The organism is Streptomyces sp. CC224B (assembly GCF_030010595.1).
GTDB lineage: Bacteria > Actinomycetota > Actinomycetes > Streptomycetales > Streptomycetaceae > Streptomyces > Streptomyces longispororuber.
Genome location: NZ_JASCXL010000003.1, coordinates 25031 through 43313, shown reverse-complemented (window position 1 = coordinate 43313; position 18283 = coordinate 25031). Strand labels below are relative to the sequence as shown.

Here is an 18283-nt window from a genome sequence, read left to right as displayed (position 1 = left end):
TCCGGCGAGTCCCGTGTGGGGTGAACGATCAGTGATCGATCGGGATCTCGTAGACGATCTCGCGGTGTGCCGCAGGCACGACAATGTCCGCCGTCTCCACGGGCCGGCCTTCGTCGCTGTAGTACGTCCACCGGATAGGCGTGACGAGGGCGGCCTTCTGAATCCCGAGTAGCGACGCCTCCTCGGCGGTCGCCTGCCTTGGCTCGGGCTGCTCCACGGCATGGCTGACGGAGTCCCGATGACGGCCATCCGATTCACGACGCCCCCGCCGTCTCGACGGCTGGTCTCAACGACGTCACTCCGCATGATCTGCGCGCCTCGCACGGCACTTGGGTCGCTGACCGGTACGGGGCGATGACCGCTGCCCACCGGCTCGGCCACTCGAACGCGAGCGTCACAACCCGGCACTACGCCAGGCCGGTCGCCGGTCGCGATGACCAGGTGGCCGAAGCGGCGACACGTGGCTCGCAGGACAAGAGGGAGATGACTCTCCTGAGGCGGGCAGGTGTCCGGAGGTTTCCGGGCGCCCCTTTGTCGTGGGGTCGTACGCGTGGGGGTCAGGTGTGGCCGGTCAGGCGGGCCGCTGAGGCGAGGGTGGAGCGTGCCTCCCGGAGGGTGAGGCCGATGCGGAGGGCCGCGTCCGTGAGGGGGCCTTCGAGGGCCTCGCCGATGCCGTTCTCGTAGGCGCGGCAAGCGGCCCAGAAGAGGCGGGTGTTGCGCTGCCCCTCGTGGGCGGCGAGGACGAACTGGACGAGCCCCTGGCCCTGTTGCGGATCCTGTGGGTCACCCGCGCGCGGGGGTGCCGACGGGCGCGGGCGGGGTGGGGGCGCGATCAGCCGGAGCAGGGCGGGCGGGCACGGGGCCGGGGGCAGCCCGCCGGTGCCGGCGACGGTGCTGTAGACGCCGCGGTCGGTGCGGGAGCCGGGGCCGACGAGGTAGCCGCCCGCGCCGCGGATGTCGATGCCCGGGGCCAGGCGGCCCGCCGAGTTGGGCACGACGACCTCCGGCGGCCCGGACAGCCAGAGGTGGCGACCGCCGGAGGGCGTGGCGACGACGACGGTCTCCGGGATGGTGAACAGGTGCCGCAGCGCCAGCGCACGCAGCGCGGCCGGGGCGTCGGTGCCCGACTTGGTGTCCAGGTCGATGCCGATCAGGTGGTACGGCGGCAGGCCGCAGGTTATGCCGTAGCCCGGGGCCCAGGGCACGGCGGCGAACAGCTCGCGGACGCGCGCCGGGTCGGTGGACGCGTCGTACACCCCGTGGCCCAGGCGCCCGCACTCGCCGTGGCACGGCGACGGGCTCGGGTCGTCGTGGTGCGGGGAGCGCAGCGCCGGGAGCTTGGTGCGGGACAGCGGGAAGACGGCGAGCCCGCGCTCGGCGGCGGTCAGGGCGTGGGCCAGCGCGAGGGTCGCCGTACGGCGGTTGCCGGTCGGGCGCGCCTGTGGCCGGGGGCGGGCGCGGGGGCGGGGGCTCCGGGTCGGGTGTGCGGCCGGGGTGTGGGCGCCTGGTGCGGGTGTACTGGACGTGGTTGCGCTGGACACGGTGGCGTTGGACTCGGTTGCACTGGACATAGGTGTGCCGGTCGCGGGTGTGCTGGACTCGGGTGTGCCGGTCGCGGGTGTGCCTCTCTCGTATGCGTCCGACTTGGGTGTGCTGGTCTTGTGTGCGTTCGACTCGGGTGCGCCGGACGCAGGTGTGTCAGACACATGTGCGCTTGTCGTGTGTGCGCCCGACTCGGGTGTGGTGGGGTCCGCGGTGGCCGGTTCCTCGGGCGGTCCGTCTTCGGCATGGCGGTCGGTGGAGGCCATGGAATCAGTTTCGTACTGGCGTTCGAAGATGGGAAGGCGTGCGGCCCGGAAAGAGGGCGCGTGGAGGGGGCGCCCCCTTTGCCGGGGTTTCCAGCGGAACGCTTCAGCCCGTGTGGCGCCTGGGTTTGCCCGGGGTCAAGGGGTCGAGCTGGGGCTTCAGTGGTGCAAAGCGTGTTTATCGACTTGTCATCACGCTTGCGAGGGAATCGTGGCGTCCGGGGTGGTTCGGCGGGGATTCGGTGGGCAACTCTGGTCTCGCGACGTCGTGCAGATCTCCGAGGTGGTCGGCCAACTGCCTGGGAACCAGCCGTACTTGAGGTGCCGTCCGGCTCCGCCGGTGAGTGCCTCCCATTCTGGAGGAATAGACATGGCAAGCATCCGTACCGCCCGCGCCCTCGCCGCCGTCGCCGCCGTGCCGCTGGCCGTCACCCTCTTCTCGGGTGTCGCGACGGCTGACGCCGGCTCGTTCGCGGACAACGGATCGAACGCGGGGGTGGCGGGCGTCGTCGGCAGCGGTGTCGGGGGCGACAACTACGGGAACTCGTCGACGACGCAGCAGCAGGCGGTCGGCGACGGCGCGTCCAATCAGAGCAACACCGCTCAGGTGAACGGCTCGGCGTTCACGGCGATCGAGCAGACCAACGCGAACGTCGCCGTCAACTTCAGCGAACTGTGGTGAGCCGGGGCCTCGTCGGGGAGTGATCCTCGGGGCCTGCTCCATGGGGTGATGTGACGGCTGCGCGGCGGTACCTCGGGTACCGCCGCGCAGCTGTGTGTGGACCTTCTTGACACCTGCCGGGTAGCTGACGGACAGTCAGAAACCGGTGCGCGTAACGGCCCGGGTGGGTTCGCGGCTGTGATCGGGCGGGGCGGCGGAGGGGGCCACGGTGAGGGACAGCACGAGGGGTGGCGCGGAAGCGGGAGCGGAGGCGCCAGGGGCGCCAGAGGTGTCAGAGGCGCTAGAGGCGCCAGAGGGAGTAACGGCGCCTGAGGGATCAGCAGGGTCAGAGGCATCCGCGGGGCGAGAGGTGCCGGAGGCGTCAGAGGCGCTAGAGGGAGCGACAGCACCTGAGGGATCAGCGGGGCCAGAGGCGCCGGAGAAGCCGGAAAGGCCAGAGGTGCCGGAGGGACCAGCAGCGCCGGAGGGGTCGGCAGCGCCAGAGGAACCAGAAGCGCCGGAGAAACCAGTGGGGCCGCGCGGCCCGGCCGTGTCCCCGGAGTCAGGCCGGGTGACCGTGCCCGGGGAGCCGGGGCGCGTCACCGGCGCGGCGGAGGCAGACCCGTTGTACGGGCGGCTGAAGGCGTACGAGGGCCGGGCCGCCGTGGTGGCGGGACGGGGCAAGGACCTGGTCAACGCGCCGATGATCCGGCACTGGTGCGAGGCGCTGGGTGACACCAGCCCGGCGTACGAGGGACCGGACGCGATCGCCCCGCCGACGATGCTCCAGGTCTGGACGATGGGCGGCCTGTCGGGCCACGCCGACCGCTCGGAGGCGTACGACGACCTGCTCGCGCTCCTCGACGACGCCGGGTGCACCTCGGTCGTCGCCACCGACTGCGAGCAGGAGTATCTGCGCCCGCTGCGACCGGGCGACGAGATCACCTTCGACGTGGTGATCGAGTCGGTGTCGGAGCGCAAGACGACCAAGCTCGGCACGGGGTACTTCGTGACGACCCGGATGGCCGTCCGCGCGGGGGGCCGGGTGGCGGGGACACACCGCTTCCGCATCCTCAAGTACCGTCCGGCGCGGCGAGGCCCGGCGGGCACGGCCGCCCGGAAGGCCCGAGGCGAAGGGCCGGGCCGGGAGCCCACGCGGGAGCGGTCGGGCAGGCCGGGCGGCCGACCCCGCCCGGTGGTGAACAGGGACAACGCCGGTTTCTGGGAGGGCGTGGCCCGGCACCGGCTGCTCATCCAGCGCTGCCTCGCCTGCGGCACGCTGCGTTTCCCCTGGCTGCCGGGGTGCAACGCCTGCGGAGCGCCCGGGTGGGACACGGTGGAGGCATCCGGCGAGGGCACGGTCCATTCGTACGTGGTGATGCACCACCCCCGGTTCCCCGCCTTCGACCCGCCCTACGCGGTGGTGCTGGTGGAGCTCGCGGAGGGCGTGCGCATCGTCAGCAACGTGGTGGGGGTGCCCTGCCGGGCCGTGCGGATCGGGATGCCGGTGCGGCTTGAGTTCCAGCGGGTGGAGGACGACATGGTGCTACCGGTGTTCCGGCCCCTGGAGCAGGTGACGGGGGCCGCGAGCTGATGGGACACACGCCGAGGCACCGCGCGCCGGGCAGCCCCACGTCAGGGGGCCCTACGTCAGGGGGCCGCACGTCAGGTGACCGCACCTCAGGAAGCCGTACGCCGGACAGTGCCGCGCCCGAAGGCCCCGCGCCCGAAGGCCCCACGTCCGTCGGCTCCACATCGGACGGCCCCACGCCCGGTGCTCTCACGCCGGGCACTCCCACGCCCGACAGCCCCCCCCCCGACGGCCCCCCACCAGGCAGCCGCACATCAGGCTCCCGCACGCCCGACCCCCGTACGCCAGGCCTCCGTACGACGGAACCCCGCACGCCCGACCCCCATACACCCGACAACCGCCACCCCCTCCGCCCCGGAGCCACGCTCCCCCCGCTGGAGGTGCCGATCACCCGCACGTTGATCGTCGCGGGCGCCATCGCCTCGCGGGACTACCAGGACGTGCACCACGACACGGAGCTGGCGCGGGAGATGGGCTCCCCGGACATCTTCATGAACATCCTGACCACCAACGGCCTGGTGGGCCGCTACCTCACCGACCACTTCGGGCCCACCGCCACCCTCCGGAAGGTGGCGATCAGGCTGGGCGCCCCCAACTACCCCGGTGACACGATGGTGTTGTCGGGCACCGTCGAGCGGGTCGACCCCGGGGGCCCCGGGGGCCCCGCGCACCCGGGCGCCCCGGGCGTCACCGTCACGGTCAGGGTCATCGGCGCCAACGGCATCGGCAAGCACGTCACCGGCACCGTGACCCTGACCCTGCCGGAGGCGGCACCGGCGGCGGGCCCGGTGGCCCCGGCGAGCCCGGAGGACGCCGTATGAGCGTGCGGGCCGGGGACCGCGTCGGCGGCGCGGCGGCGATCGTCGGGATCGGGGCCACGGAGTTCTCCAAGGACTCCGGGCGCAGCGAGCTGACGCTGGCCGTGGAGGCGGTGCGGGCGGCGCTCGCGGACGCCGGGCTCACGCCCGCCGACGTCGACGGCCTGGTCACCTTCACGATGGACACGAGCCCCGAGATCACGGTCGCGCAGGCGGCGGGCATCGGCGAGCTGTCGTTCTTCTCCCGCGTGCACTACGGCGGCGGCGCGGCCTGCGCCACCGTGCAGCAGGCGGCGCTGGCCGTGGCGGGCGGGGTGGCCGACGTCGTGGTCTGCTACCGGGCGTTCAACGAGCGCTCGGGCCGCCGCTTCGGCGCGGGCGTGACCCACCGCGAGCCGTCGGCGGAGGGGGTCGCGCTCGGCTGGGTGCTGCCGTTCGGGCTGCTCACCCCCGCGTCCTGGGTGGCGATGGCGGCCCAGCGCTATCTGCACGTCCACGGCCTGACCCCGGAGGCGTTCGGCCATGTCGCCGTCACCGGCCGGAAGTACGCGGCGACCAACCCGGCGGCGTACTTCCACGGACGGCCGATCACGCCGGCGGACCACGCGGCCTCCCGGTGGATCGTGGAGCCGCTGCGGCTCCTGGACTGCTGCCAGGAGACGGACGGCGGCCAGGCCCTCGTCGTGACCAGCGCGGAGCGGGCGCGCGACCTCCCGCACCGGCCCGCCGTGATCACTGCCGCCGCGCAGGGGGCGGGACGCGCGCAGGAGCAGATGACCGGTTACTACCGCGACGACCTCACCGGGCTGCCCGAAATGAACGTCGTGGCCCGGCAGTTGTGGCGGACCTCCGGGCTCACGCCCGGGGACATCGACGTGGGCATCCTCTACGATCACTTCACGCCGTTCGTGCTCATGCAGCTGGAGGAGTTCGGTTTCTGCGCGCCGGGTGAGGCCGCGGCCTTCGTCGCCGGGGAGCGGCTCCCGCTGAACACCCACGGCGGGCAGCTCGGCGAGGCGTACCTGCACGGGATGAACGGCATCGCCGAGGCCGTACGGCAGGTGCGCGGCACCGCCGTGAACCAGATACCCGGCGCCGGGCACGCGCTGGTGACGGCGGGCACCGGTGTCCCCACTTCGGGGTTGATTCTGACGGCGGACGGCTGAACGGGGCGCGTGTCCCGGACCGCGCGCGCGGCCCGGCCCGTTGACTCGCCGTATGCGCCACCGGAAGCTGATCACTGGTCTTGTCCTGTCCCTGTCCCTGGCGACGCTGGCCCTGGACACGTCGGCCCCGCCCCAGGGCCCCGCCCGCGTGCCCGGAGCCGCCGCGCCCGCCGACCCCGAACCCGATCCGGAGCTGGATCCGGACGACCCCGACCTGGACTTCGACCCGGAGGGCGCGGCTCCCACCGTCTTCCGCGGCCGGGGCTTCGACACCTGTATGACGCCGTCGGCGGGCGCCATGCGGCGCTGGCTCGCCTCCCCCTACCGCGCGGTGGGCGTGTACTTCGGCGGGCGCGGCCGGGCCTGCCCGAAGCAGCCGCGGCTCACCCCCGCCTGGGTGGAGGAGGTGGACGAGATGGGCTGGAAGGTGCTGCCGCTGTACGTCGGCTCGCAGTCCCCCTGCGTACGGGCGCGCAACAAGCAGCACGTCCGGATGGGCGGCGACCCCGGCGGGCAGGGGGCCCGCGAGGGGCAGGACGCGGTGCGCCGGGCCGAGGCCCTCGGCTTCGGCCAGGACAGTCCGCTCTACCTCGACATGGAGGCGTACGCGTACCGGAACAAGAAGTGCGCCCGGGCCACGCTCACCTTCGTACGGGCGTGGAACCGCGAGGTGCGCAGCGAAGGCTACGTACCCGGGTTCTACAGCAGTGCCGACTCCGGCGTACGGCACATGGAGTCCGCGCGCCGGGCCGGGGTGGCGGACCTGCCGTCGGTCATGTGGTTCGCGCGGTGGAACCAGCGGCCCGACCTCTACGGCGAGCCGGTGCTGCCGCGGAACGCGTGGCACCCCGCGCGCCGCATCCACCAGTACGCGGGCAACGTCAAGGAGCGGCACGGCGGTCTGACGATGCGCATCGACCGCAACCTCGTCCACGCGCCGGTGGCGCAACTCGGCTGAGCGACCGGGAACGCGTCGCGGCAAGCGGTTTCACCCGACTCAGGGTCGAACCCCCAGGGGTATGCTCCGCCTCCTCCACCTACAGGAGGTGGGGCTACCTCCCCTCGTACAACCTGAGGCGGAGGCGCCTTCGGGACCTGCGGCCGATCCGCAGGTGTAGGGGTCGCTTCTAGCGTGGAGCCATGACCGCATCCATGGTGTCCGTGTGCACCAGCGCCTCGACGGCCGCGACGCGGGGCGCGGGCCCTTCCGCCTACCCGTCGTTCGCCTCCTACGTCCGGGCCCGCCAGCCCGTGCTGCTGCGCACCGCCCGCTCGTTGACGGCGAACCCGAGCGACGCCGAGGACCTGCTGCAGACGGCCCTGACCAAGACGTATGTGGCCTGGGACCGGATCGAGGACCACCGGGCGCTCGACGGGTACGTGCGCCGGGCGCTGCTGAACACGCGCACGTCGCAGTGGCGCAAGCGCAAGGTCGACGAGTTCGCCTGCGACGAGCTGCCCGAGCCGGAGACCGTGCCGGCCGGCGACCCGGCCGAGCAGCAGGCGCTGCACGACGCGATGTGGCGCGCGATCATGAAACTGCCGGCGCGGCAGCGGGCCATGGTCGTCCTGCGGTACTACGAGGACCTGAGCGAGGCGCAGACGGCCGAGGTGCTCGGGGTGTCCATCGGCACGGTCAAGAGCGCGGTGTCGCGCGCGCTCGGCAAGCTCCGCGAGGACCCGGAGCTCACGCCGGTCCGCTGAGCTCACGCCGGTCCGCTGGGCCCGCGCCGGTCCGCTGAGCCCATGCCTTCCGCTGAGCCCATGCCGGTCCGCTGAGCCCATGCCGGTCCGCTGGGCCCGCGCCCGGACCGCGCCCTTCCCGGCTCCCGCGCCCCGTGCGGGGCGGGGCCGCCGCATCCGCAGCCCTCGGTGCGCCCGCCACCCAGGCGGCCACCTCTCCGGCGGCCACCTCTCCGGCAGTCCTCCGCGCCGTGCAATTTGCCGCGATGTGCTCCCGCGGTAGTGACATACCGCTCGGTATGCGGCAAGAATCTGGGCTACTGCCAGGTAGAGCGCCGGGGAACGCCCGGCCGCCCCTGCCGCGCGCCCATCGGGAGGACGCCGTGCTGAGCACCATGCAGGACGTACCGCTGACCGTCACCCGCATCCTGAACCACGGGATGACCGTGCACGGGGCCTCACAGGTCACGACCTGGACCGGCGACGGCGCCCCGCAGCGGCGCAGCTTCCGGGAGATCGGCGCCCGCACCGCGCAGCTCGCCCACGCGCTCCGCGACGACCTGGGCGTCACCGGCGACGAGCGGGTGGCGACCTTCATGTGGAACAACGCCGAGCACGTCGAGGCCTACTTCGCCGCCCCCTGCATGGGTGCCGTCCTGCACACCCTCAACCTGCGGCTGCCCGTCGAACAGCTCGTGTGGATCGTCGGCCACGCCAAAGACCGCGTCATCATCGTCAACGGCTCCCTGCTGGGCCTGCTCGCGCCTCTCCTGGACCGCATGCCGAGCGTCGAGCACGTCGTCGTCTCCGGCGCGGGCGACCGCTCCCTCCTGGACGGCTCCCACGTCCGCGTGCACGACTACGAGGAGCTGATCGCGGACAAGCCGACGCGTTACGACTGGCCGGAGCTGGACGAACGCCGCGCCGCCGCCATGTGCTACACCTCCGGCACCACCGGCGAGCCCAAGGGCGTCGTCTACTCCCACCGCTCCATCTACCTGCACTCCATGCAGGTCAACATGGCCGAGTCCATGGGCCTGACCGACGCCGACACCACCCTGGTGGTCGTGCCGCAGTTCCACGTGAACGCCTGGGGCCTGCCGCACGCCACCTTCATGGCGGGCATCGGCATGCTGATGCCCGACCGGTTCCTGCAGCCCGCGCCGCTCGCCGAGATGATCGAGACGGAGCGGCCCTCGCACGCGGCGGCCGTACCGACCATCTGGCAGGGCCTCCTCGCCGAACTCACCGCCAAGCCCCGCGACGTGAGCTGCATGCGGCAGGTCACCATCGGCGGCTCCGCGTGTCCGCCCTCGCTCATGGAGGCCTTCGACCGGCTCGGCGTGCGGGTCTGCCACGCCTGGGGCATGACCGAGACGTCGCCGCTCGGCACCGTCGCCCACCCGCCCGCGCGGGTCGTCGGCACCGACGAGGAGTTCGCCTACCGCCTCACCCAGGGACGCTTCCCCGCCGGGGTCGAGGCCCGCCTCGTCGGCCCCGACGGCAGCCACCTCCCCTGGGACGGCGAGTCCGCCGGTGAGCTGGAGGTCCGCGGCCCCTGGATCGCGGGTGCCTACTACGGCGGCCCGGACGGCGACCCCGACCGCCCCGCGGACAAGTTCAGCTCCGACGGCTGGCTGAAGACGGGTGACGTCGGCGTCATCTCGGCCGACGGCTTCCTGACCCTCACCGACCGCGCCAAGGACGTCATCAAGTCCGGCGGCGAGTGGATCTCCTCGGTGGAGCTGGAGAACGCCCTGATGTGCCACCCGGACGTCGCCGAGGCGGCGGTCGTCGCCGTCCCCGACGAGAAGTGGGGCGAACGCCCCCTCGCCACCGTCGTCCTCAAGGAGGACGCCACCGCGGACTACGCCACCCTGCGCGACTTCCTCGCCACCCGCGTCGCCAAGTGGCAGCTCCCCGAGCGCTGGGCCATCCTGCCGGCCGTGCCGAAGACCAGCGTCGGCAAGTTCGACAAGAAGGTGCTGCGCAGGCAGTACGCCCAGGGCGAGCTGACGGTGACGCGCCTCTGACACACGGGCGCGGCCCGGGGCCGTGACGTACGCCCGGAGCCGCGCAGGCCGTCCGCAGCCGCGCAGGCCGTACGCGGGCGGGCCGCTAGTTGGTGCCGATCTTGGCCAGCAGGTCCACGATCCGGGTCTGCACCTCGCTGCTCGTGGACCGCTCGGCGAGGAACAGCACGGTCTCGCCCGCGGCCAGCTTCGGCAGGTCGGTCTCGTCGACGGCGGCGGTGTAGACGACCAGCGGCGTACGGTTCAACTGGCCGTTGGCGCGCAGCCAGTCGATGATCCCCGCGCGGCGGCGGCGTACCTGGTGGAGGTCCATCACCACCAGGTTCGGCCGGGTCTGCGCGGCGAGCGTGACGGCGTCCGCGTCGCTCTCGGCGCGCGCGACCTGCATCCCGCGCCGCTCCAGCGTCGCCGTCAGGGCGAGGGCGATCTCCTCGTGCTCCTCGATCAGCAGGACGCGCGGCGGGTGCTGCTCGCTGTCGCGCGGCGCGAGGGCCTTCAGCAGGACGGCGGGGTCGGCCCCGTACGCGGCCTCGCGCGAGGCCTGGCCGAGCCCGGCCGTGACGAGCACCGGCACCTCGGCGGCGACGGCGGCCTGGCGCAGCGACTGGAGCGCGGTCCGCGTGATCGGGCCGGTCAGCGGGTCCACGAACAGGGCCGCGGGGAACGCGGCGATCTGCGCGTCGACCTCCTCGCGCGAGTGCACGATGACGGGCCGGTAGCCGCGGTCGCTGAGCGCCTGCTGCGTGGTGACGTCCGGCGCGGGCCAGACGAGCAGCCGGCGCGGGTTGTCCAGCGGCTCGGGCGGCAGCTCGTCGTCCATGGGCCGCGGCTGCGGCTGGTTCGCCACCTCGACGGCGCCGCCGGGGCCGTCCAGCGGCTCGGGGCCCTCGGCGGCGTTCTTGTCCGGCGCGCCGATCGCGTACGAGCGTCCGGTGCCCTCCGTGCCCGGGGTGCCCGGCGAGAGCCGGGACTGGGGCAGCGGCTGCGACGCGGGCTGCGGCGCCTGCGGGTGGTGCGGACGGCCCGCGCCCTCCGGGCGCTCCTCGGCCCCCGGCTCGGGCGGCGTCGCCAGCTTGCGCCGACGGCCGGAGCCGCCCTGGGCGGGCTGCGCGGGGGCCTGCGGCTGTACGGGCGGCTGCGGCTGGCGCCCGAACGGCACGCCCTGCCCCAGCGTCCGCACGCTGAACGCGCGGCCCTGTGTGGAGTTCGGGTCGACGGGCGCGGCCTCGGCGGGCAGCGGCTGCGCGGCACGCGCGCGCGGGTCGCGCTCGGGTGGCAACGCGGTGCCCTGGGAGGGCGTCGGAGCGCCCGGCTGCGGCGTCGCACCGGCGTGCGGAGGCGTCGCACCGGCGTGCGGAGGCAGCGCGGAGGGCGTGCCCCCCGCTGGGGTGCTCCCGGCCGGTGTACCGCCTGCCGGGGTGCCACCCGCGGGCATGCCTCCGGCGGGGCCGGGTACGGGGGCGCCCGCCGCGGGGCTGCCGCCCGCCGGGGTGCCCGGTGCGGGCGTGCCCTGCGGGGCGGCGGTTCCTGCCGGGGCGTCGGTGGCCGGCGGGGTCTGCCGGGCGCGCCGCCGCCCGGTGGGCGACTGGGGCTGCGCCTGCGCGGGCAGGCCCATGGGCTGCGCGGGGTGCGGCTGCGGCGGGGTGTGGTCGTTCGCGGGGTCGTGCGTCGCCAGGGCGTGCTGACCGGTGTCGTCCTGCTGTACGGGGAGGCCACCGGGCGCGGTGACGGGCATGCCGCCCGGCGCCGCGGCGGGCAGGGCACCGGGCGCCCCGGCGGGTCCGCCGCCCTGTGCGGGCACCGCTGCCCGGACCCCGGCCCGCAGCCCGGCCTGCACTCCGGCGGGAACGCTCACCGAGGCGCCGACCTGCGCGGAGCCTGGCTGTACGGACCCTGCTTGTACGGGCCCTGTCTGCGCGGGTCGCCCTGTCTGCGCGGGCGCAGGCTGCGCGGCCCCGCCCTGGGGGGCGCCGCCCTGGGCGGCGTTGCCTCGCGGCACCGTTCCCTGCGCCGCACCGAGCTGCGGGGACCCGCCCTGAGCACCGTGCGTGGCGCCCTGCGGCATCCGACCAGGCATCGCACCAGCGCCAGGTGCCCCACCGGGCGCCCTGCCCGTCCCACCCGGCATCGCACCAGGCATCGCACCGGGGACCCCGCCCGGCACACCGGCCCCAGGCGCGGCGGCGGGGGTGCCGCCGCCCTGCGCGGATCCGGCCTCCGGTGCGGCCCCGCCGCCCTGGGCGGCCCTCATCCGCTGAGCCCTCACCGGCTGCCCACCGGTCCCCGGTGCCCCGGGGACGTGCGCGCCGGGTACGGCACCGCTCTGCCCGGCAGTGCCGTCGCCGTGCGCGTCCTCGACCGGTGCGCCGCCGACCTGCTCCGCGCCTGCCTGCGCCTCGCTGCCCGCCTCACGGTCCGCCTCGGCCGGGGGCAGCGCGAAGACCCGGCTGTTGGACGCCTCTTCCGCCGCGGCCCGCTCCCGGGCTGCGGCCAGCGCGCGCCGGGCCCGGCGGCCACCGGGGCGCGGCGCGTCGGCGCCCTCACCGTGCCCGGCCACGAGCCCGCCGCTCACCTCCGGCGCGGCTCCCGTCCCCGACGGCAGCGCGGCCAACGCCTGCGGCTCACCCGCCCGCCGGGCACGCCGTCCCGAAGGCACCGGCTCACCCTGGGGCGGCACCGTCGGGGAGGGCACGCCTTGGGGAGGCACGGTTTCGCCGAGCGCGGCTGACCCGGCGGCGTGCTCGGCCGCCGTCATCACGGCACCCTCGGCAGGGCTCGGCCGCCCCCGGCGCCGACCGGTGCCCCCCGACGTACCGCCGGACGCGTCCGCGGCGGGGGCCGGGTCGGTCTCGACGGGGCCGTGCGCCACGGCACGGCGCCTGCGCCGCCCGGTGCCGCCGGGGCCGGACTCCGTGCCCGCGCCGGCGGAACCACCCGTACCGGCAGCCCCAGGGGCGCCGGTCGCGGCCTCGGGAGCGGGGCTCGGGAAGCCCGTGCCCTCCGTGTCGTCGGCTTCCGCCGCACCGGCGACACCGCTGTCCAGGAAGGAGTCCACCGAGGAGCGCCGGGCCCGTCGCCGTCCGCCCCCGGGGGCCGACGCCTGCTCGGGCACCAGGCCGGTGGCCGCCGGGCCAGGGCTCTTCATGGAGGCATCGGCGGTTTCGGCCGCCTCCCCGGAGCCCTCGCCGATCGGCACCTCCAGGACGTACGCGCTGCCGTTCGTGCCCGGCACCTCGTGCGTCTGGAGCACGCCGCCGTGCGCGCGCACGATGCCGCGGACGACGGGGCCGTGGACGGGGTCCCCGCCGTCGTACGGTCCGCGTACCTCGATGCGGACGACCTCGCCGCGCTGGGCGGCCGCCACGACCACGGTCGAGTCGACGTACCCGGACGCGGCCTCGGGGCGCGAGGCCACGGCGTCCGCGCGCGTGTTGCCGGTGGCGTCGATGCCGGCCACGTCGGCGATCAGGTGCGCGAGCGCCGTCGCGAGCCGGCGGGCGTCCACGTGGACCTCGACCGGTGGCGCGTGCACGGCGAACTGGATGCGGCCGGGCCCGATCAGCTCGACGGCGCCGTCGACACCCGCCGCGACGACGGCGTCCAGCGGCGCGGCCGCGCGGGACAGCGCCTCCTCGCCCGCCTCCAGGCGCTGGAAGCCCAGGACGTCGTCCACGAGGGTCGTCATGCGCGCGTACCCGGCGGACAGGTGGTGCAGGACCTGGTTGGCCTCCGGCCAGAGCTGGCCGGCGTCGTCGGCGGCGAGCGCGGCGAGTTCGCGCCGCAGCTCGTCCAGCGGGCCGCGCAGGGACCGGTCGAGGACGGCGACGAGCTGCCGGTGCCGGGCGGCGAGGGCCTCGTACCGCTCCTGCTCGCGCTCGGCGAGTTCCTCGTGCCGGTCCTTCTCGCGCTCCGCGAGCGCCGCGTAACGCTCCTGCTCGGCCGCGAGTTCCTCCTCGCGGCGCTCGGCGGCCTCCCGCAGCTCCTCGGCGTGCCGGGCGACGGCGGCCTCGTACTTCTCGGCCAGCGCGTCGTACGGCCGCCGGTCGGTGAACGTCATGACCGCGCCGACGAGCTGGTCGCCGTCGCGCACGGGAGCCGTCGTCAGGTCGACCGCGACCTTCTCGCCGCTCTTGGTCCACAGCACCTGGCTGCGCACGCGGTGCTTGCGCCCGGAGCGCAGCGTGTCCGCGAGCGGGGACTCCTCGTACGGGAAGGGCTCGCCGTCGGCGCGCGAGTGCAGGACCAGGGGGTGCAGCTCCTGGCCGCCGAGGTCGCTCGCCCGGAAGCCGAGTATCTGGGCGGCGGCCGGATTGACGAGCACGACCCGGCCGTCGGTGTCCGTGCCCACGACGCCTTCCGCGGCGGCCCGCAGGATCATCTCGGTCTGCCGCCGCGAACGTGCCAGCTCGGCCTCGGTGTTGAGCGCGCCGGACAGGTCGCGTACGACGATCATCAGCATCTCGTCGCCGCTGTAGCCGCCGCCGTATCCGCCGTGGCCGTAGCGCTCGTCGTAGGCGTGCCGGCTGTCCTCCAGGTTCGAGCTGGTGACCTCGACGGGGAACTCGGTGCCGTCGGTCCGGCGGGCGATCATCCGCTTCGGCTTGGTCCGTCCGCGTTCGTCCGTCGAGTCCGGACGGCGCATGGAGCCGGGGATGAGCCGGGAGTCGAACTCCGGCAGCAGGTCGAGCAGTCCGCGCCCCACGAGCGCGGTGCCGGGCGCCTCGAAGGCCTCGAGCGCGATGGCGTTCGCGTTGATGACGGTCCCGTTGGCGTTGACGAGCACCAGCGCGTCCGGGAGCGCGTCGAGTATGGCTGCGAGGCGAGCAGCGCCTCGGGATGGCCTGCTGCTCACGACGACGCTTCCTCCCTGGTTACCGCATCTTGCCGATCGCCGAGGCCATCTTGCCCCGCGGCCCGCGGCATGTCACGGGAGGGAAGTCTACGGGGAGCGGTTGCGGGCGCGACGCCGGATGAGCCGGATGTGCGGCCGTGAGAGGGAGACCGCACGCAGAAGCTGTGCGGACGCCGGGCCGCTCCCGGTCGCGGGACGGCCCGACGGCGCGCCAGCCCGGAACTCCGCCCAGGAGTTGGCCGGTCCCCCTCCCGAGGCGCTGGCCGGGGCCTCTGCCGAAGCCCTTCACAGAAACGGCACAGCGCGCGCCGCGACGGGCCGCCCCGCGCGCGTGGATGCCGACGGCGGGCGGCCCGGCCCGGGAGGGCGGCGGGGCAGGCCACCCCGCGCGCGTGGTGGCGCGGCCGGGCCCGTCCGCGCCGGCCGGCGTCGCGGCCCGCGGCCACGGTGCCCCGTCACGCGCGGGTGGACGGCAGCACCGGGACCAGGGTGTTCCACCGCCCGACCTCGCACCCGTCGGTGCGCCGGAACGAGGCGTCGACGGGCCGCCCCTTCCAGGTGCCCGTCACCCGGGCGGTCTGCGGGCCGCCGTACACCTGGGTGCACATGGCACCGCGCGGCACCGGCTTGAAGGGGTCGATCCCCTCGCTCGCGAGCTGCTCCAACCGTTCACAGGCGGCCCGTGCCGACGGATGACTGCCCCCCGCCGGCCGGCACTCCAGCTTGTACGTCCTGGCCGCCGTGCCGCTCCCCTCGGAGAAGGTGACCGTCAGCCGGTCCCGGCCGGCCGCGTGGTCCCATACGCCGCCCTGGGCGGGCAGGTGGTCCAGGAGGGGGAGGTGGTCCCGGGTGCCCCGGTCGGCAGGCGCTCCGGGGGAGGCTGTGTGGGCGGCGGCGGGCAGGGCGGCCAGGGTGACGAGGGAGGCGGCGGCGAGAAGTGTGGCGGCGACGCGGGGGGCGGTGGTGGTGGCGCGGGGTGCGGCGGTGGTGTGGGGCGTGGCGATGTCGCGGGGCCCGGCGGTGGCGCGGGGCGCAGCCGTGGTGCGGCGCGTGGCGGTGGTGGTGGTGCGGAAGGGGCGGCGCTCGATGACGGGTTTCACGGGGTCTCCCTCGGGGTGCGCGGTTCGGCTCGCGCCGGCCGGAAGGGCGGGCGCCTACCGCCTCCTCTAACGCCCCCGGCCGCGCGACGTTGCGGCCCGCCCAGCGCTTTGCCCTCCAGGGCGCCCGGCTAGTACCGTGGAGGCCGCGATTGGTGACGTGACCCCTGGCTGTGTCATCATCTGCACGCGCACTCACGCTCGCGTGGGTGTCAGGTTGGAGGCGTCGCCTAGTCCGGTCTATGGCGCCGCACTGCTAATGCGGTTTGGGCCTTAAAGCCCATCGAGGGTTCAAATCCCTCCGCCTCCGCACTTGATCACCAAAGCCCCGGTCCACTGGACCGGGGCTTCGGTGTTTCCACGACTCCGGCGTTCCCGCCACACGACACGACGTGCGCCTCACCCGGGCCACGCCCCGGGCCCGTCCCCCAGCCGCCCGACGCCGCAGGCCCACTCCCCCTCCGACGGCGTTTTCGCAGGTCACAAGGGGTGGAGCTAATGGATTTCACATGGCGGCGGCAGTCATGTAATGTTCTTCCTGTCGCCGCGAGCGGGCCGAAAGGGCCGGGAAGCGAAGACAAAAACAAAACAAGCACTCGTAGCTTAACGGATAGAGCATCTGACTACGGATCAGAAGGTTGCAGGTTCGAATCCTGCCGAGTGCACAGCAGACCAGAGGCCCCGGAGAGATCCGGGGCCTCTGGCGTTTCCGGGTTTACGGCAGTGCCGCACAGCAGCCCCGGCAGCCGCCCGCGCCACGGCCGGCCCCGGGCCGTGGGGCCGGGACCGGCCGTGGCGCGGGGTGGGTTACTCGGCGGGGATGACGCAGGCGTTGGGGACGTGGCCCTTGGTGCCGCGGTAGGTGATGTAGCCCCAGCCGTCACCCTCCTGCGCGTACCCGGTACGTGTCCGGCGCGGGCGGCGTTGTCAGTGGGGTGCGTCATGCTCGGTTGCATGACGTGGTGGTGCACGGGGGTGCGGTGGCACGCGGAGGGCAGGCCTGCCCTCGGCTGGTACGGGCCCGGACGGGGGCGGCGCGAGAGCGTGCTGGCGTACGGCACCGCGCTGGCCTTCCGGGCGCGCGGGGAGCGCCGGTGTCTCGGGGTGTGGCGCGGCGGGCGGTGGACGCCGTGCCCGGCGGGTGCGGTGGTGGCGGGGCGGGCCACGCGGGGTCAGTGTGAGGATTGCGCGCGCGTCGACCGGGCGCACTCGGTCGCGGCGGACACCTTCGCCGACGACCCGCGGCCGTACCACGTGTACGTGGCGTGGTTCGGCCCCGGCCTGGTGAAGGTGGGCATCACCGGGGTCGCGCGGGGCGGCGCGCGGCTCCTGGAGCAGGGCGCGGTGGCGTACTGCTTGCTGGGGCGCGGCCCGCTCATGGCGGCGCGCCGTACCGAGGAGCTGCTGCGCGTCGCGCTCGGCGTGCCGGACCAAATCCCGTACGCCCGCAAGCGGGCCCTGCGGGCGCGGCTGCCGGAGAGGGCCGAGCGGGCGCGGGAGCTGGCGGAGCTGCACCGCCGCGCGGACGGGCTCGGCGGGTGGCCCGAGTCGCTGGAGCGGCTGCCGTGCGACGTCGTGGACCACGCCGGGGTGTTCGGCCTCGCCGACGGCGGGGCGGAAGTGACGGGGGTGGTGAGTGAGCTCGTGGACGGTGGCGTGGTGACGGGCACGCTGGTCGCTGCCGCCGGGCCGGACCTGCACCTGGCGGCGCGGGGCGGGGGCGCGGTGGTGCTCGACGGGCGGGTGTTGAGCGGGTGGCGGCTGGAGGCCCTGCCGGGTGGGGGTGAGGGTGAGGGCTCGGGGATGACGGTTCCGGTGCGGGGGGTGCCTGCTGTGCAGGGTGGGTTGTTCTGAGTCGGATGAGGGTGAGGGGGCCGGGGATGGGGCTGGGGGTGGGTGTGGGTGCGGGGGTGGGGCCGGTGTGTCTGGGGGCTCGTCGGGGCGGGGTTCGGCCTGTTCGCTGACCGGAAGGTCAAGAGTGGCTGCCCGTTCGGCAAGGAGTGGCGGCTGCGCTGGACAGGCGGTCGGGTCGTCCGTGACGGTGGGTGCCATGACTGATCACGTGACGACAGGTCCTGCCGGTCCCTTCGAACCGCCCTACTGCTCCGTGGTGTTCACGTCCCTGCGCACCTCGGCGGACGACGGTTACGAGGAGACCGCGCGGCGTATGGAGGAGCTGGTGGCGACGGTTCCCGGCTTCCTCGGAGCGGACTCGGCACGGACGCCGGGCGGGCTCGGGATCACCGTGGCGTACTTCAGGGACCTGGAGGCGGTGAAGGCCTGGCGCGACGCCCCTGAGCACCGGGAGGCGCGCAGACGGGGGCGGGCGGAGTGGTACGAGGAGTACGCGGTGCACGTGGGGACGGTGGAGCGGAGCTATCGCGGCGGGCCGCGCGGGGCGTCGAGGGGAGACGGCGGTGGGATATGAGGACGCGGACGGGCAGGAAGCGGGTTACGCCCCCTGGACCCCCGGTTCATCGGCGCTCCGCGCCTCGTCCTCAAACGCCGGACGGGCTGAAATTCTCCGGCGTTGGGGGTGCTGCTTCCGCGTGGGCCGGACGGGCCGGAGCTGTCCGG

12 protein-coding genes, 2 tRNA genes and 2 pseudogenes are annotated in these 18283 nt (G+C 74.6%); 12 read left to right on the top strand and 4 right to left on the bottom strand.

Features of this window, described 5'->3' with window-relative positions:
• Window positions 1–28: 28 nt before the first annotated feature.
• Window positions 29–264: pseudogene (locus QK440_RS02115) on the bottom strand (UTRA domain-containing protein); the annotation flags it as partial.
• On the opposite strand from QK440_RS02115, the pseudogene QK440_RS02110 reads away from it, so the two are divergent.
• A pseudogene (locus QK440_RS02110) lies at window positions 265–587 on the top strand (hypothetical protein); the annotation flags it as partial.
• Here the strand turns inward: QK440_RS02110 and QK440_RS02105 are convergent.
• Window positions 558–1571: a bifunctional DNA primase/polymerase gene (locus tag QK440_RS02105; protein WP_282791181.1), complete on the bottom strand. Its 1014-nt coding sequence runs from the start codon at window positions 1569–1571 to the stop codon at window positions 558–560. The pseudogene QK440_RS02110 and the gene QK440_RS02105 sit on opposite strands and share 30 nt — an antisense overlap.
• 604 nt (window positions 1572–2175) lie before the next feature.
• Between QK440_RS02105 and QK440_RS02100 the strand changes: the two genes are divergently transcribed.
• The 7 genes from QK440_RS02100 to QK440_RS02070 all read left to right on the top strand — a co-directional run bounded on the left by QK440_RS02100 (window position 2176) and on the right by QK440_RS02070 (window position 9757).
• On the top strand, window positions 2176–2487 hold the full coding sequence (locus QK440_RS02100) for a hypothetical protein (protein WP_282791180.1): 312 nt from the start codon (window positions 2176–2178) through the stop codon (window positions 2485–2487).
• Window positions 2488–3043: 556 nt separating this feature from the next.
• On the top strand, window positions 3044–4060 hold the full coding sequence (locus QK440_RS02095; protein ID WP_282791273.1) for an OB-fold domain-containing protein: 1017 nt from the start codon (window positions 3044–3046) through the stop codon (window positions 4058–4060).
• A gap of 377 nt (window positions 4061–4437) precedes the next feature.
• Entirely contained in the window at window positions 4438–4878 is a 441-nt protein-coding gene (locus tag QK440_RS02090) for a MaoC/PaaZ C-terminal domain-containing protein (protein WP_282791179.1), read from the top strand.
• Window positions 4875–6041: a lipid-transfer protein gene (locus QK440_RS02085; protein ID WP_282791178.1), complete on the top strand. Its 1167-nt coding sequence runs from the start codon at window positions 4875–4877 to the stop codon at window positions 6039–6041. Before QK440_RS02090 ends, QK440_RS02085 begins: the two co-directional genes overlap by 4 nt.
• Window positions 6042–6093: 52 nt before the next feature.
• Entirely contained in the window at window positions 6094–6999 is a 906-nt protein-coding gene (locus QK440_RS02080) for a DUF1906 domain-containing protein (RefSeq protein ID WP_282791177.1), read from the top strand.
• Window positions 7000–7193: 194 nt separating this feature from the next.
• Complete coding sequence (locus tag QK440_RS02075; protein ID WP_190140154.1) at window positions 7194–7745, top strand: SigE family RNA polymerase sigma factor; 552 nt, start codon at window positions 7194–7196, stop codon at window positions 7743–7745.
• A gap of 362 nt (window positions 7746–8107) precedes the next feature.
• A complete protein-coding gene (locus QK440_RS02070) occupies window positions 8108–9757 on the top strand; it encodes a long-chain fatty acid--CoA ligase (RefSeq protein ID WP_282791176.1) in 1650 nt (549 codons plus the stop codon).
• Window positions 9758–9842: 85 nt separating this feature from the next.
• Here the strand turns inward: QK440_RS02070 and QK440_RS02065 are convergent, their stop codons facing one another.
• Entirely contained in the window at window positions 9843–14609 is a 4767-nt protein-coding gene (locus QK440_RS02065) for a PAS domain-containing protein (protein ID WP_282791175.1), read from the bottom strand.
• Between the two features lie 455 nt (window positions 14610–15064).
• On the bottom strand, window positions 15065–15520 hold the full coding sequence (locus tag QK440_RS02060) for an SSI family serine proteinase inhibitor (protein WP_282791272.1): 456 nt from the start codon (window positions 15518–15520) through the stop codon (window positions 15065–15067).
• Window positions 15521–15925: 405 nt separating this feature from the next.
• On the opposite strand from QK440_RS02060, the gene QK440_RS02055 reads away from it, so the two are divergent.
• From QK440_RS02055 to QK440_RS02040, 4 genes are all read left to right on the top strand, one after another.
• Window positions 15926–16016: transfer RNA gene (locus QK440_RS02055), tRNA-Ser, on the top strand.
• Window positions 16017–16298: 282 nt separating this feature from the next.
• A tRNA-Arg gene (locus QK440_RS02050) sits at window positions 16299–16371 on the top strand.
• A gap of 289 nt (window positions 16372–16660) precedes the next feature.
• On the top strand, window positions 16661–17560 hold the full coding sequence (locus QK440_RS02045; protein WP_282791174.1) for a DUF2797 domain-containing protein: 900 nt from the start codon (window positions 16661–16663) through the stop codon (window positions 17558–17560).
• Window positions 17561–17756: 196 nt separating this feature from the next.
• A complete protein-coding gene (locus QK440_RS02040) occupies window positions 17757–18134 on the top strand; it encodes an antibiotic biosynthesis monooxygenase (RefSeq protein WP_282791173.1) in 378 nt (125 codons plus the stop codon).
• Window positions 18135–18283: the final 149 nt, after the last annotated feature.

Coding starts and splice junctions, on each gene's coding strand:
- QK440_RS02045 (WP_282791174.1), top strand. CDS start 16,661: ATGACGTGGTGGTGCACGGGGGTGCGGTGGCACGCGGAGGGCAGGCCT.
- QK440_RS02100 (WP_282791180.1), top strand. CDS start 2,176: ATGGCAAGCATCCGTACCGCCCGCGCCCTCGCCGCCGTCGCCGCCGTG.
- QK440_RS02040 (WP_282791173.1), top strand. CDS start 17,757: ATGACTGATCACGTGACGACAGGTCCTGCCGGTCCCTTCGAACCGCCC.
- QK440_RS02080 (WP_282791177.1), top strand. CDS start 6,094: ATGCGCCACCGGAAGCTGATCACTGGTCTTGTCCTGTCCCTGTCCCTG.
- QK440_RS02085 (WP_282791178.1), top strand. CDS start 4,875: ATGAGCGTGCGGGCCGGGGACCGCGTCGGCGGCGCGGCGGCGATCGTC.
- QK440_RS02105 (WP_282791181.1), bottom strand. CDS start 1,571: ATGTCCAGTGCAACCGAGTCCAACGCCACCGTGTCCAGCGCAACCACG.
- QK440_RS02075 (WP_190140154.1), top strand. CDS start 7,194: ATGGTGTCCGTGTGCACCAGCGCCTCGACGGCCGCGACGCGGGGCGCG.